The 14,054-nt window shown below is 64.0% G+C and carries 11 protein-coding genes; 8 read left to right on the forward strand and 3 right to left on the reverse strand.

Annotated elements, in window-relative coordinates; translation table 11 throughout:
- Nucleotides 1–82 precede the first annotated feature (82 nt).
- Nucleotides 83–1,468 carry a PLP-dependent aminotransferase family protein gene (locus LB552_RS07090; RefSeq protein ID WP_224603222.1) on the reverse strand — a complete coding sequence of 462 codons (1,386 nt, stop codon included), beginning with the start codon at nucleotides 1,466–1,468 and terminating at the stop codon, nucleotides 83–85.
- 82 nt (nucleotides 1,469–1,550) lie between these two features.
- Between LB552_RS07090 and LB552_RS07095 the strand changes: the two genes are divergently transcribed.
- From LB552_RS07095 to LB552_RS07125, 7 genes are all read left to right on the forward strand, one after another.
- Complete coding sequence (locus LB552_RS07095) at nucleotides 1,551–2,036, forward strand: Lrp/AsnC family transcriptional regulator (protein ID WP_140844068.1); 486 nt, start codon at nucleotides 1,551–1,553, stop codon at nucleotides 2,034–2,036.
- Nucleotides 2,037–2,451: 415 nt separating this feature from the next.
- Nucleotides 2,452–3,945: an NAD-dependent succinate-semialdehyde dehydrogenase gene (locus LB552_RS07100; protein WP_224603224.1), complete on the forward strand. Its 1,494-nt coding sequence runs from the start codon at nucleotides 2,452–2,454 to the stop codon at nucleotides 3,943–3,945.
- Between the two features lie 34 nt (nucleotides 3,946–3,979).
- A complete protein-coding gene (locus LB552_RS07105) occupies nucleotides 3,980–5,359 on the forward strand; it encodes an aspartate aminotransferase family protein (protein ID WP_224603226.1) in 1,380 nt (459 codons plus the stop codon).
- A 22-nt stretch (nucleotides 5,360–5,381) separates the two neighbouring features.
- The gene (locus tag LB552_RS07110) at nucleotides 5,382–6,482 is read left to right on the forward strand and encodes an alcohol dehydrogenase family protein (protein ID WP_224603228.1); all 1,101 of its coding nucleotides are present in this window, start codon (nucleotides 5,382–5,384) and stop codon (nucleotides 6,480–6,482) included.
- A gap of 367 nt (nucleotides 6,483–6,849) precedes the next feature.
- Nucleotides 6,850–9,399, forward strand: a complete 2,550-nt coding sequence (locus LB552_RS07115; protein WP_224603229.1) for a caspase family protein — start codon at nucleotides 6,850–6,852, stop codon at nucleotides 9,397–9,399.
- A 423-nt stretch (nucleotides 9,400–9,822) separates the two neighbouring features.
- Nucleotides 9,823–10,914, forward strand: a complete 1,092-nt coding sequence (locus LB552_RS07120; RefSeq protein ID WP_224603231.1) for an OmpA family protein — start codon at nucleotides 9,823–9,825, stop codon at nucleotides 10,912–10,914.
- A gap of 61 nt (nucleotides 10,915–10,975) precedes the next feature.
- Entirely contained in the window at nucleotides 10,976–12,160 is a 1,185-nt protein-coding gene (locus LB552_RS07125) for a caspase domain-containing protein (RefSeq protein WP_224603233.1), read from the forward strand.
- A gap of 41 nt (nucleotides 12,161–12,201) precedes the next feature.
- Here the strand turns inward: LB552_RS07125 and LB552_RS07130 are convergent, their stop codons facing one another.
- Nucleotides 12,202–12,762, reverse strand: a complete 561-nt coding sequence (locus LB552_RS07130) for a DUF6931 family protein (protein ID WP_224603235.1) — start codon at nucleotides 12,760–12,762, stop codon at nucleotides 12,202–12,204.
- Nucleotides 12,763–13,021: 259 nt separating this feature from the next.
- Between LB552_RS07130 and LB552_RS07135 the strand changes: the two genes are divergently transcribed.
- A complete protein-coding gene (locus tag LB552_RS07135) occupies nucleotides 13,022–13,555 on the forward strand; it encodes an OmpA family protein (RefSeq protein ID WP_181174843.1) in 534 nt (177 codons plus the stop codon).
- 228 nt (nucleotides 13,556–13,783) lie between these two features.
- Here LB552_RS07135 and LB552_RS07140 read toward each other — a convergent pair whose 3' ends face one another.
- Nucleotides 13,784–13,999, reverse strand: a complete 216-nt coding sequence (locus LB552_RS07140; protein ID WP_224603237.1) for a hypothetical protein — start codon at nucleotides 13,997–13,999, stop codon at nucleotides 13,784–13,786.
- Nucleotides 14,000–14,054: the final 55 nt, after the last annotated feature.

Here is a 14,054-nt window from a genome sequence, read left to right on the forward strand (position 1 = left end):
ATCATGTCAATTGGGAAAATAATATCATGACAATATTTCCGACGCGGCACAATTTCAGGGCAATCTGAGCTTCCTTTGTGCATCAGATGGCGAGCAGGAGATGCTCCGGATCGCCGAGCAGCAGTTTGGCGACAACGCTCAGGCCCGCCCGCAGTTCCCCCTCGGTGGTCGATCCGAGCGAGATGCGCACGGCCGGATGCCAGGGCGTGTCGGCGATGCGGAACGAGGCGCCTGGCGCGATCGCCACTCCGCGCAGGCGCGCCTGCGCGACAAAGCTCTCCTCGGCCCGGTCGCCCGGCAGCTTGAGCCACAGATGCAGCCCGTCGCGATGACAGCGATAGTCGACACCCGTGAGCACTTCCGCGGCGATCTCCTGGCGGCGCCTCAGCGCGCCACGCTGCCAGTTGACCAGTTCCATCGCGGTGCCGTCGGTCACCCAGCGCGTGGCGATCTCCGCCACCATCGGCGTCGCCATCCAGTTCGAGACGAGGTGGCGGTTGGCGACAGCCGCGACATAGCGGTCCGGTACCGCGAGATAGCCGATGCGCAGGCCTGGCACGACGATTTTGGTGAAGGAGGTGACGTAGAGCGTCCGTTCCGGCGCGAAGGCGGCAACCGCGGGCGGCCTGCCTTCAACCAGCGGCCCGAGCACGTCGTTCTCGATGATGGCGATGTCATGCTTGCGTGCGACCGCCGCGATCTGCTCGCGCCTTGTGGCGTCCATCAGCGTCGCCGTCGGGTTGATCACCGACGGCTGCACGAACACAGCGCGAATGTCCGAGAGGCGGCAGGCCTCGTCGAGCGCTTCGGGGATCAGCCCGTTGCCGTCGATCGGCAGGCCCTCGAGATTGAAGCCGAGATAGCGGGCAAGCGGGATCAGCGTGTGGTGGCCGATCGCCTCGGTAGCGACCGTCGAGCCGGGCGGCGCAACGCTCATCAGCGCCACCGTCATGCCGGCAGTGGCGCCGTTGGTCAGGCTGATGTTCTGCGGCGAGGCTTCAAGGCCGCAAAGTTTCAGCCATTCGACCGCGACCGCGCGGTGGCGCGGGAAAACCATGTTCGGCCGGAACGATAGCGCCGAGCTCGACGGCAGGTTCTCGGCCAGCCAGCCCAGCGCCTGCTTTAGTTTCTCCAAATGCATCGGCTCGCAGACCGGCTTCAGGATCGAGAGGTCGATGACCTCGCCCAGCCGTTCCGGGATGTAGGGCGGCTCGGGCTCGCGGCGCTGCGTCTGCACGAAACTGCCGCGGCCGACCTCGCCGGAAATCAGTCCCCGGCGGATCAACTCCTCATAGGCGCGGCTGACGGTCTGCACCGAAAGCTTCAGATCGTCTGCCAGCCGGCGGTGCGTCGGCAGCCGCGTGCCGTTGGCCAGACGCCCGTCATGGATGGCGCGCGCGAACTGGTCGGCCAGCGAGAGATAGGCCGGCCGGCGGATGAGAGCAGGATCTGGCTGCCAAAATGTCATGACTTATTAGAGATCGAAATCAGTGCAATTGACAATCGAAATAATGCATCGTCATGGTGTCCGCAACGAAAGGCGGACCCGCATGGCGGCAGCGAAACTCGACCCGATCGACCTCAGGATTCTCGATGCCATCCAGCGCGACGGGCGCATCACCAAGCTCGCGCTGGCCGAGAAGGTCGGCCTGTCGCCAACGCCGTGCTGGATGCGGCTGCGCAAGCTTGAGAAGGCCGGCATCGTCTCCGGCTATCACGCCGCGATCGCCATGCGTGTCATCGCGCCGGTGGCGACGGTGCTGATGGAGGTGACCCTGGCCAATCATCGCCAGGCTGACTTCGACCGCTTCGAGCGGGTGGTGCGCGATATCCCGGAGATCGTTGCCTGCTGGTCGGTGGGCGGCGGCGTCGACTACGTGCTGAAAGTGATGGCGCGCGACATCGACGCCTATCAGCGGCTGGTCGACGGCCTGCTTGAGCGCGAGATCGGCATCGACCGCTACTTCACCTACATCGTCACCAAGACGGTCAAGGACGAGACCGTGCTGCCGGTGGCCGATCTGCTGCCGGAATAAGGGCGAGTCGGTCTCACGATCAGCGTGGAGATTAGCCGAAACGTCCGCTACTTCGTTATCCACGGGCGGAGCAAGGAGCGAAGCGACGCGGCGCAGACCCGAGGATCCATTCCGTAAGGCCAAGGCGTTGCAACGGTGCAGAATTCTGCTCCGCTGCGCCCTTCGATCAAGGTCACGGAATGGATCCTCGGGTCTACGCGTCCGCTTCGCTTCCGCTCCGCCCGTGGATGACGAAGTTGTGGAGGCGGCCAATTTCACCGGTTGGTGGCATCCGGCGGCTGGTAAGCTAGAGAGATTGACCTGCTCTCCCGGACAAATAGAGACAATCTCTCTCTATCAGCCTGTCGAAACAGCCTCTTTGTCCCGATTGCACGACTAGTCTCTCCACATCGCCTCGGCACCGGAGACCCGACTGATGTCCGCGCATTTTGCCCGTACCAACCACCATGACGCGCTCGACCGCCTCGCCGATCGCCGGCTGCTGCGCGCGCTCGCCTATGTCGACGGCCACTGGACGGCGAGCGAAGCGGCGGCAAGTTTTGAGGTTATCGATCCGGCGACCGGCGCTACCATCGCTTTTGTCGCCGCGCTCGATGCCGGGCAGACGACAAAGGCGATCAACGCTGCATCCCGTGCGTTTCCCGCTTGGCGCTCGGCGCTGCCGCAGGAACGCTCGAAAATCCTGCGAAAATGGTTCGATCTGATCATCGCCGCCAAGGAGGATCTGGCGCTGCTGATGACGCTGGAACAAGGCAAGCCGTTGAAAGAATCGCTTGGCGAGATCGACTACGCCGCGTCCTTTGTCGAGTGGTATTCCGAGGAAGCGAAACGCCTCAACGCCGAAAGCGTCACCAGCCATCTGCCGAATGCCGAGATGTCGGTGCGCCGCGAGCCGCTCGGCGTGATCGGTGTCGTCACGCCCTGGAATTTTCCGTCGGCCATGCTCACCCGCAAGGCGGCGGCAGCTTTGGCTGCGGGCTGCACAGTGGTGGCGCATCCGTCCTCGGAGACGCCGCTGTCGGCCTTGGCCCTGGCCGAGCTCGGCGAGCGTGCCGGACTGCCGGCAGGCGTCTTCAACGTCGTCACCGGCGATGCGCGCACGATTGTCGGCGCGATGTGCGCCGATGCGCGGGTCCGCGCGATGAGCTTCACCGGCTCGACCGAGGTCGGCCGGCTGATCGCCGCGCAGAGCGCTGCGACGATGAAACGACTGGTGATGGAGCTCGGCGGCCACGCGCCGCTGATCGTCTTCGACGACGCCGACATCGACAAGGCGGTGACGATCGCGCTCGATGCCAAATTCGCCACCTCCGGCCAGGATTGCCTCGCCGCCAACCGCATCTATGTGCAGCGGCCGATCTATGATCGCTTCTGCGCCGCTTTCGCCCGCCGCATCGAGCAGCTCCGCACCGGCAATGGCTTATCGGCAGACGCCGATATCGGACCGCTGATGCATGAGCGCGCGGTCAAGAAGGTCGAGGAGCAAGTCGCCGATGCGCTCACCCACGGCGCGCGCTGCCTGGCCGGCGGTAAGCGTCACGCGGCCGGGCCGCTGTTCTACCAGCCGACGCTGCTCGCCGATGTGCCGGACGAAGCGCTGATCATGCGCGAAGAAACCTTCGGCCCTGTCGCGGCTGTGACGCCGTTCGACGACGAGGCGGAAGTCGTCGCCCGCGCCAATGCCACGGAATATGGCCTGGTCGCCTATGTCGTCACCGAAAACGGCGCGCGGCAGGCGCGCATGGGCCGCGCCTTGGAGTATGGCATGGTCGCCATAAACCGCGTCAAGATCACCGGCGCGCCGATCCCGTTCGGCGGCGTCAAGCAATCCGGCATCGGCCGCGAAGGCTCTCGCCACGGCCTCGAAGCTTTTATAGACCTCAAATACCTTTGCCTCGACGTAGCCTAAGCTACGCAGGCCTCATTCTCGTCAGGAGTCAAAAATGCTCGAACAGTCCGACGAACTCTCCGCTTGGGATCGCGACCACTTCTTCCATCCCTCGACGCATATGGGCACGCATGCCCGCGGTGAATCGCCGGCCCGCATCATGGCTGGCGGCGAAGGCGTCACCGTCTGGGACAACACCGGCAAGAAGAGCATCGATGCCTTCGCCGGCCTCTATTGCGTCAATGTCGGTTACGGCCGCCAGAAGATCGCCGATGCCATCGCCGAGCAGGCGAAGAACCTCGCCTACTACCACGCCTATGTCGGGCATGGCACCGAGGCCTCGATCCGGCTCTCCAAGATGATCATCGACCGCGCGCCGAAGGGCATGAGCCGAGTCTATTTCGGTCTCTCCGGCTCGGATGCCAACGAGACCAACATCAAGCTGATCTGGTATTACAACAACGTTCTCGGCCGGCCGGAGAAGAAGAAGATCATCTCGCGCTGGCGCGGCTATCACGGCTCGGGCATCATGACTGGGTCGCTGACCGGTCTCGAATTGTTCCACAATGCCTTCGACCTGCCGCGGGCGCCGATCCTGCACACAGAAGCGCCGTATTATTTCCGCCGCGCCGACCGCTCGATGAGCGAGGAGCAGTTCTCGCAATATTGCGCCGACAAGCTGGAAGAGATGATCCTGGCCGAAGGCCCCGACACGGTCGCCGCCTTCATCGGCGAGCCGATCCTCGGCACCGGCGGGATCGTTCCGCCGCCGGCCGGATATTGGGCAAAGATCCAGGCCGTGCTCAACAAATACGACGTGCTGCTCGTCGCCGACGAGGTGGTGACCGGCTTTGGTCGTCTCGGCACCATGTTCGGCTCCGACCATTACGGCATCAAGCCGGACCTGATCACCATCGCCAAGGGCCTGACCTCGGCCTATGCGCCGCTTTCCGGCGTCATCGTCGCCGGCAAGGTCTGGCAGGTGCTGGTCAATGGCTCCGACAAGCTGGGCTCGCTTGGCCATGGCTGGACCTATTCGGCGCACCCGATCTGCGTTGCCGCCGGTGTCGCCAATCTCGAGCTGATCGACGAGATGGACCTGGTGCGGAACGCCGGCGAGACCGGTGCTTACTTCCGCGCCGAGTTGGCCAAAGCCGTCGGCGGCCACCGGAATGTCGGCGAGGTGCGTGGCGATGGCATGCTGGCCGCAATCGAGTTCGTCAAGGACCGCGACGACCGCGTCTTCTTCGATCCGGCGCTGAAGGTCGGGCCGCAGATCGCCACCGCGCTCGCCGCCAGCGGCGTCATTGGCCGCGCCATGCCGCAGGGCGATATCCTCGGTTTCGCGCCGCCGCTCTGCCTGACGCGCGAGGAAGCCGACATCGTCGTCGCAAAGACCGCCGACGCGGTGAACAGCGTATTGGCCAGCATCTGAGAAGTGATATCCGAGAAGCGACATGAATGCCATGACCAGAACTCTTCCCGCCACCATGGCCGCCGTGCAGCTTACGGGCCATGGCGGCCTTGAGAAGCTCGTCTACCGCACGGATGTGAAGGTGCCGGCACCTGCCGCCGGCGAGGTGCTGGTCAAGGTCAGCGCCTGCGGCATGAACAACACCGATGTGTGGGTGCGCCAGGGCGCCTATGGCACGGAGGAAGATGCCGGGGCGGTGTCGACGTGGCGCCGGCAGGGCAACACGCTCACCTTCCCGCGCATCCAGGGCACCGACACGGTTGGCACGATCGTCGCCGTCGGCGACGGCGTGTCCGCGGAGCGCATCGGCGAGCGCGTCATGGTCGATTTCTCGATCTATAATCGCGACGACGATTCGCTGGCCGACATCGACTATATGGGCCACGGCCGTGACGGCGGTTATGCCGAATACCAGGCGCTGCCGGCCGAGAATGCGCATGTCGTCGACACCGATCTGAGCGATGTCGAGCTAGCCACCTTCTGCTGCGCCTATCTCACCGGCGAGCAGATGCTGGAGCGGGCGGCGCTGAAGGCCGGCGAGCGTGTGCTGGTCACCGGCGCCTCCGGCGGTGTCGGCTCCGGCATCGTGCAACTGGCGAGGGCGCGGGGCGCCATCCCCTATGCCGTCGTCGGCAAGGGCAAGGAACAGGCCGTGCTCGACATCGGCGCCGAGAAGGTGATCACGCGCGGCGTGGCCGACCTGCTCACCGCCGTCAACGAAGCGACGAATGGCCAGCCCATCGATGTGGTCGCCGACCTCGTCGGTGGCGCCATCTTCAACGACCTCTTACGCATCCTGCGGCCCGAAGGCCGCTACACCACAGCCGGCGCCATTGCGGGGCCGGTGGTGCAGCTGGACCTCCGCACCATGTATCTGAAACAGCTCCAACTCCACGGCTCGAGCCAAGGCACGCGCGCGGACTTCCGCCGCATCGTGCGCTACATCGAGGAAAAGAAGATCAAGCCGCTGGTTGGCGGCGTCTACAAACTGTCGGACTTCCACCGCGCCCAGACCGACTTCATGGCCAAGGACTTCGTCGGCAAGCTGGTGGTGGTGCCGGACGCGATGTGGAGCGGCGCCTGACCCAGGAAAGAGGCCGGCTTGGGCTCGGCGGGTCGCCGTAGCCTTCCGTCCGGAATTGCGTAAAAGCAAAGAGACCAGGAGTTTTCGCCGCTTCCATGAAACGCTGTGGCGTCACGGACACGCAGCGCTGCGCGGAGGCGTGGCTCGCCGATGGCGATCCTGCATCGACAGACGCCGATGCGCTTACCCAGGTCATTGCGGCGCCGAGGTCTCTGGGTTATTTTAGCAGCTGGTTGAATGCGCGATCTGCCTTGCCATCGCAGGCGCGTTCCTTGCCGTCTTGGCAGATTGTGAAGTCTTTAACAGACCGCGATGCCGCAAGCTGCGTTCTTGTGGCCGACGGGTGATAGCAGTTAGGGATTTTACCATGCTGCGATGCTGCGCGCTGATAGCAGCCTTGATCCTCGTGGGCCTCGCGACGGTGCAGGCGCACGCCGATCGAAGGGTTGCGCTTGTCATCGGCAATTCCGAATATCGCGAAATCCCTGCGCTGAAAAATCCGGACAAGGATGCCGACGACGTGTCGAGCACGTTCCGGCTGGCCGGCTTCGATGTGTTCGTCGCCAAGGATCTCACCAAGCTCCAGTTCGAGAAGGAATTTCGCAATTATCTCGCGGCGGCGGACGGCGCCGATCTGGCGGTCGTCTACTATTCGGGTCACGGCTTTCAGATCGGCGGCGAGAATTTCCTGATTCCGGTCGATGCGTCGCTCAAGGATGCGGCCGACATCGAGGTCCAGGCGGTCAAGCTCGACGACGTCCTGCAACAGTTGCGCGCCAAATCGAAGATCCAGGTGATCATCCTCGATGCCTGCCGCAACAACCCGTTCCCGCGCAAGGATTACTGGCTGCGCGACCAGTTGATCGCGGCCGGCGGCACCGGCCTCGCGCAGGTGAAAAGCTCGCTGAACACGCTGATCGCCTTCGCCACGGAACCCGGCGCCGTCGCCTATGACGGGTCCGGCGATCTCAGCCCGTTTTCATCCGCCTTCTCGCGCCGTGCGCTGGCGCCGAACCAGGAGATACGCTCGGTCATGGCGGCCGTCCGCCGCGATGTGGTCGAAGCCACCAAGGGCGCGCAGGTTCCCTGGGAAAATTCCTCGCTGATCGACGAGGTGGTGCTGATGCGCCGCGCCAGCCGGCCGGCTTTGCCGCCGGTGCTGGAAAAGACCGTACCGTCGGGCGTCGGTCCGGTCGCGCTCGACCTGCCGGTGCCAGTCGATGTCGATGGCGGCGCGGTCACCATCAGCATCGAAAGGCCGCCGGCGCTGGGGCGTCTGATCCTGGACGGCAAGCCGGTCGCGACGGGCGAGCCGATAGAGGGCAAGGATCTGCCGCGGCTCGCGATGGATGTGCCGAAGGGCGCCGACGCCGAGGACCAGGTCGATATGCTGGCCTATGCCGCGCATGACGAATGGGGCGGCGGATCGCAGGGCATACTGGTGTTCCGGGTCAAGAATGGCGAGGGTGCCGCGGGCAAGCAGCTTGTCGCCTCGCTCGAGTCGAAACAGAAGCAGCAGGTGGTGGAGCGCGGCATCCACATCGCCGGCGCCGCCGAGGCGATCGAGAACCGCGACGTCAAGATTCCGGTCGGTGTCGGCCCGGTGCCGCTGAAGCTGGATTTCCCGACCAACGATCCGGCCGTAAGCGTGAAGCTTGCGAGCTATCCGGCAACCGGGACGCTGTCCCTGCCGGACCGGACCTTGTCGCCGCAATCGAGCCTGATGGCCGACGAGGTCGATAAACTGCGCTACGAACCGCAGATAGGCGCGGTCAAGCCATTGATAGTCGGCGTCGAAATCAGAGCTGACAACACATTGTCGAAGCCGGCGACGATGAAGCTGTCGCCGAGTGTCGACCCGTGCGACACGCAGGCAGGCGAACCCTTGGACCTGCAGGGCGTCGTTCCCGGCCTGTTGCCGAACGAGATCGGCGCCGGGGCTGTGGAGGCCTGCCGGGCGGCGGTGAAGGCGTATCCCGATGTCGCGCGGTTCCACTACGAACTCGGGCGCGCGCTGCTCGCCGCCGGTAAAGTTGACGAGGCGAAGAAGGCGATTGAGGAAGCCGCCGACAAGGGACATGTCCGCGCCGTGTTCGAGCTCGGCTACCTCAACGCGACCGGCACGGGTATGCCCGCGAACCGCAAGCAGGCCAACACTTTGTACGCGGCGGCGTCCAATAAGGGCGACCCCTATGGAATGACTTCATGGGGCCGCGCCTTGTTCAACGGCTACGGTGTCGATCGCGACACCGGCAAGGGGCTGGACCTGCTGCTCAAGGCGGCGGCGATGGGTCATACCTATGCGATGAACGACCTTGCGGCGATCTTCACCGAAGGCCGCAACGGCGTGCCGGCCGATCCGGCTCGCGCCGTGGCCTTCCTCAAGGCCGGCGTCGAGCGGCAGGACATGTATTCGATGAACCTGCTTGGCCGCAATTATCTCTCCGGCACGGGGGTCGAGAAGGATCCCAAAACCGCGCTCACGCTGTTCCAGAAGTCGATGGATCTCGGCCAGCCCTATGCCCCCGGCAGCCTTGCACGCATGTACAGGGACGGTGTCGGCGTGCAGCAGGATCTGGCAGAGGCGCAAAGGCTGTTCGAGCTGGCGACCGATCGCGGCGATCAGTCGGCCGCATATGATCGCGCGGCGCTGGAGATGCAAAGAGGCGACAAGGCCGACCAGGCGGTGGCCGCGCGCTATCTTGCTTTCGCGGCCGCGCTCGATCTTCGCAACGAGATTCCGGACGCAAAGGCGACGCTCGCGAAATTTGGAGCCAAGGCGAAGACAGCGGCTCTGAAACAGATGCGTGGGGAACTCAAATCCAAGATTTCGGCGGACGGCTCGTTGGACGATCAGCTGGTCAAGACGGCCAGGGCGGTCTGGGAACAAGCCAATCCGCGACGGGACCTGTTCTGATCAGCAAGGAGGCAATGTTGTGGGCTGGGCATCGAAACACGCAATCGTCGCAACAATCCTATCCGGTGCTCTCGCGGTCGCAGGCTGCACGACCGTGACGCCCAGGGTCGAGCCGGCCCCGACGGAGAAGCACAGGACGAAGGCTGTTCGCACGACGACCGCGCCAAAAGTCGTCGAGCGCAAGAAGGTTACCGCCAAGAAACTGATCAAGCCCGTTCAGACCGAAACCGCGCCTGTCATTGCACCGATAGGCGGGGGAGGGGGCAGTGGCGGAGGCGGCGGAGGCGGTTGGGGATGAGGACTCGGTAGCTGCGGCCGAGTCGTTTATCAAGTCCGCGTAACCGCTCGCCAAGCCCGGCCAAGTGCTCTATGCTCCGGTCACATGCCGGTATCGAGATCGGGTTGTCCTGGCGGGGGCGTTCCATGTTCGAAGTCGTCGCATTCTGGCGAAAAATGCGAGTCAGGGCCGCGGCATTTGGCTTGGTCGTTGCCGGGCTGCTGGTCTTCGGATCGCAGGCTGCGAGCGCCGCGCCGAACTGGACGCTCGATCCGTCCGCTTCGGTGCTCACCTACCAATCGGTCAAGAAGAACACGATCGTCGAGACCAACAAGATCAGGAACATCACCGGCACGCTGAGTTCCGCCGGCGACGCCAGGATCAGCTTCGACCTCAATTCCGTCGATACGGGCGTCGACCTGCGCAACGTTCGCATGCGCTTCCTGTTTTTCGAGACATTTACCTATCCGACGGCCGAGGTGACGGCGAAGGTGGACCCAGCGGCATTCGCCGATCTGCCGGCCAAGCGCCGGGTGAAGACGACATTGCCGTTTCGCCTCAGCCTGCATGGCGTCGACAAGGATCTCGAGGCAAGCGTCGTCGTCACCATGATCAGCGACACCCAGGTTTCCGTCGCTTCGGAAGCGCCCGTCGCGGTCCATGTCGAGGATTTCGGGCTCTTGCCCAACATCGACAAATTGCAGCAGGCGGCCAACGTGACCAACATCGTGCCCACGGCGTCGGTATCCTTCGATTTCGTCTTCACCGCCGACGGCGCCAAGCCGGCCGCCGTGCAGACCGTTGCGGCCTCGACCGCCGAGGTCGGCCCTGTCGCCACCGATGCCGCGAAAGCCAATTTCAGCGACGAGGAGTGCCTCAACCGCTTTGCCGTGCTCTCGCGCACCGGCGCCATCTATTTCCGCCAGGCGAGCGCGAGGCTCGACGCCAAGAGCCGCCCGCTGCTGGCGGAGGTCGAGGGCGTCGTCGGCAAATGCCCGGCCCTCAAGGTCGAAGTGTCCGGCCACACCGATTCCGACGGATCGGCCGAGGCGAACAAGGCGCTCTCCGAGCGGCGCGCACAGGCCGTCGCCGATGCGCTTATCGCCGACGGCGTGCCGCGCAACCAGATAAGCTCGGCCGGCTATGGCGAGGACAAGCCGGTCGCCGCCAACGACACGCCCAAGAACAAGGCGCTCAACCGGCGGATCGAATTCTCCGCCAGCAAGCTCGCCAACTGAGGTGGCGGTGGGTCCTGGTCCGATCGCCTTTTGCGGTGGCCTGCTTCGCGCTCTGGGAGTTGTGGCGCTTGCCCTGATTCTGACGATGGCCGCCGCCAATGCCGAGCGGCGCGTCGCGCTGGTGCTCGGCAACTCGCAATATCAGCACGCGGCGCCGCTCGCCAATCCGGCGCGGGATGCGCAGGCCATGGCCGATCGGCTCAAGGACCTCGACTTCGAGGTGGTCTCCGGCTTCGACCTCACCAAGCAGCAGACACAGACTACGGTCGCGCAGTTTGCCAAGCAGGTGCGGGGCGCCGACATCGCGCTTTTCTTTTATGCCGGCCATGGCCTGCAGGTCTCCGGCAAGAATTATCTGCTTCCGGTCGACGCCGCGCTCGAGGACGAGACCTCGCTCGATTTCGAGGCCGTCTCGGTCGATTTCGTCCTGCGCCAGATGTCGCGCGAGACCAGCATAAGACTGGTTTTCCTGGACGCTTGCCGCGACAATCCGCTCGCCGACGTGCTGGCGAAGACCGCCGGCATCAAGGGCGCAAGCAGCGGCCTTGCTGAAATCCCGATCGAGAATGGCGGCGCCGGCACGCTGGTCGCCTTCGCCGCAAGTCCGAACCAGCTCGCCTATGACGGTTCGGGCGACCACTCGCCGTTCACCACGGCGTTGCTCCAGCATATCGGCGAAGCCAACGTCTCCATCACCGAAGCGATGAACAGGGTGACCAGCGATGTCTTCAAGGCCACCGCCGGCAAGCAGCGCCCCTGGGTCAACGTCTCGCTGACCACCGAGGTCGTCCTGCACAGGATCGATCTCAATGCGCCGCTGATCGTCGGCGAGGCAGGCCCGCCGCAGGCCGAAGCGGGCTCCGGGACGCGCAACACCGGCGCGACGTCCGGCCAGACCGACGAACAGCTTGCGCTCAATGCGCTGCGTGAAAGAATCCCGAAGCTGGCGACGGACGGGCCGATCTTTTTCGATCGCCCGGTCAAGTTCGGCGATCCGGCGATCGACGGCAAGAGCATTGCCCAATTGATCAAGGGGGAACCGCTTTTCAGTCCGGTCGAAGGCCTCGAGAAGTCGGTCTGGCAAGGCAAGCACTGCGACGGCTGTCACGAGTGGAACGAGACGCGGCTCTGCGAGCAGGCGAAGAATTTCGCCGCCAACGACGTCTCCGTCCTGCGCCTGCAGCATCCGCTTGGCACCCGCTTCAAGGTCGCTTTGGCCAGGTGGGCGCAAGGCGGGTGCAAATGACCCTGGATTAGAGACGTTCCGGTCCTATCCGGCGAAAAGCCCTAATACGCGTCGACCGATTGGCGTTGCGCCTCCATCTCCACCATCTGGATGCCCATTTCGACGAAGGCGGAAAGCACGCCAAAGCGGTCCGCGGTCGAGACGCGGGCCAGCCCCGCCAGGATCCCGGCGTTGACGGCATGGGCGGCGGGAAATCCGGTCGACAGCATATCGAAGGTCGGGTCACGCCACGCCGCGGACAGGGCGATCCATGCAGCAGGCGTCGTCGGCGACGGATCGACGGCGCTGCCGAGCGCTGCCCGATGGCGGGGATTGCCGGGCTCGCCCACCCAGTCATTGACGAGCGCCAGCAATTCGAGGTCCCTATCGGCAAGGAGTTCTGAGAGATGGCTCAGGCATTCATGCCCCCACCAGACCGCGGCGCGTTCCGGCAGGAGATAGGCACAGAACGTGACAGCCTCCTCCGGCACGCGCCCGGCGAGCAGGGCGCGGCAGAACTCAAGCGGGGATTGATTGGCGGCCGGCGATTTCATGTCCCGGGCGATCGCGGGACAGGCAAGAAAGAGATCCCTTGCGGTTCTGTATCCGAGTTCGTTGGCCATGGCTGCCAAACCCCGAGAGCCAGCTGACAACCACTCAAGCCTTTAGCCAAGAGCCGGTCAAGCCTAGAGCCGGATGAACCCGTCTCTAAATCAAAGAACTAGAGCATGATGCCGCCCGAAACCGCTTCATATTTTCGGCGTCATGCTCTAGCTTTTAGCAGGTGGCGGCCATCGGCAACGTGCGCTTGTTCACAGACAATCGCTTCAAGATTTGATATGGTGCGCGCCAGCGAAACCCGCTCAAACAGGAGTGACGGTCATGCGGTGGGGCAGCTCAGCCTTGGCATTGGCGACCGTGCTTTTTTCAACGCACGTTTTTGCCGATCCGCTACAGAAATCGGAAGACATCGTGAAGTTCTTCGCCGGCCAGGGTAATCTTGGCGCGTCGCGGGGTATCTGCGTCGGCACCGAGGAAGAGTGCAAGAGCAAAGCCGACAAGAACGAGGCGCCCCAAAAGGGCAGCCTCGACATGATGATCAATTTCGCCCTGGATTCGGCCCAGCTCGACCAGACCGCCCGCACGGAGCTGGACGAGTTCGCCAAGGCGCTGAAGGACAATAGGCTGAGCACGTTCAGCTTCGTCGTCGAAGGCCACACCGACGCGACCGGTACGGATCGCTACAACCAGGACCTGTCGCAGCGAAGGGCGCAATCGGTGGCGGCCTTCCTGACAGCGAACGGCGTTCAATCGACCCGCCTCGAGCCGATAGGCCTGGGCAAGTCGCATCCGCGCGTCGCCAATCCCTACGATCCAGTCAACCGCCGGGTGGAAATGCGGATCAGGACGCAATAGGGCGGTCGGCGCCGATCAGCTCTTAGCGAACTGCCGATGGGCGACTGCCGACAGGCAGGGCTCGCATTCTCGATCAGTTCTAAAGCATGACCCGAAAAGTGGGAGCCGGTTTTCGGGACCATGGTTTAGAGGAAGCAATTTACCACTCGTTTACGATATTAGCGCAGCCTGATATTCGGCCATGCCGGTACAGCGTACATGCCCAAAGAGCCCCAGCGCCGATCCCCCTCAGCGCTGGGGTTTTTTACGCATGATCCATTCGACCACGTTGGGATCGACGTAATCGTCCCCGGTCATGATGCGAACCAGCTTCGTCGCGCGCGGTCGCCATTGATCTTCAGGAATCTCATCCTCATCGACCCAGCGCCTGAACGCTTCGCGTATGACGTCGAATTCGAAGCACGAACCGTTTTCGTTGGATTGCTTTTTGACCATGGCCGGCAACGTCGAATCCTCTCAAATGTTCCAGCTCACCGCGCGTCGAAATCGTGCCTTTAGC

Source organism: Mesorhizobium sp. CA7 (assembly GCF_020165015.1).
GTDB lineage: Bacteria > Pseudomonadota > Alphaproteobacteria > Rhizobiales > Rhizobiaceae > Mesorhizobium.

Excerpts from the sequence above, each read along its gene's own strand:
- LB552_RS07105 (WP_224603226.1), top strand. The coding sequence starts at position 3,980 with ATGCTCGAACAGTCCGACGAACTCTCCGCTTGGGATCGCGACCACTTC.
- LB552_RS07130 (WP_224603235.1), bottom strand. The coding sequence starts at position 12,762 with ATGGCCAACGAACTCGGATACAGAACCGCAAGGGATCTCTTTCTTGCC.
- LB552_RS07115 (WP_224603229.1), top strand. The coding sequence starts at position 6,850 with ATGCTGCGATGCTGCGCGCTGATAGCAGCCTTGATCCTCGTGGGCCTC.
- LB552_RS07120 (WP_224603231.1), top strand. The coding sequence starts at position 9,823 with ATGTTCGAAGTCGTCGCATTCTGGCGAAAAATGCGAGTCAGGGCCGCG.
- LB552_RS07110 (WP_224603228.1), top strand. The coding sequence starts at position 5,382 with ATGAATGCCATGACCAGAACTCTTCCCGCCACCATGGCCGCCGTGCAG.
- LB552_RS07095 (WP_140844068.1), top strand. The coding sequence starts at position 1,551 with ATGGCGGCAGCGAAACTCGACCCGATCGACCTCAGGATTCTCGATGCC.
- LB552_RS07135 (WP_181174843.1), top strand. The coding sequence starts at position 13,022 with ATGCGGTGGGGCAGCTCAGCCTTGGCATTGGCGACCGTGCTTTTTTCA.
- LB552_RS07090 (WP_224603222.1), bottom strand. The coding sequence starts at position 1,468 with ATGACATTTTGGCAGCCAGATCCTGCTCTCATCCGCCGGCCGGCCTAT.
- LB552_RS07100 (WP_224603224.1), top strand. The coding sequence starts at position 2,452 with ATGTCCGCGCATTTTGCCCGTACCAACCACCATGACGCGCTCGACCGC.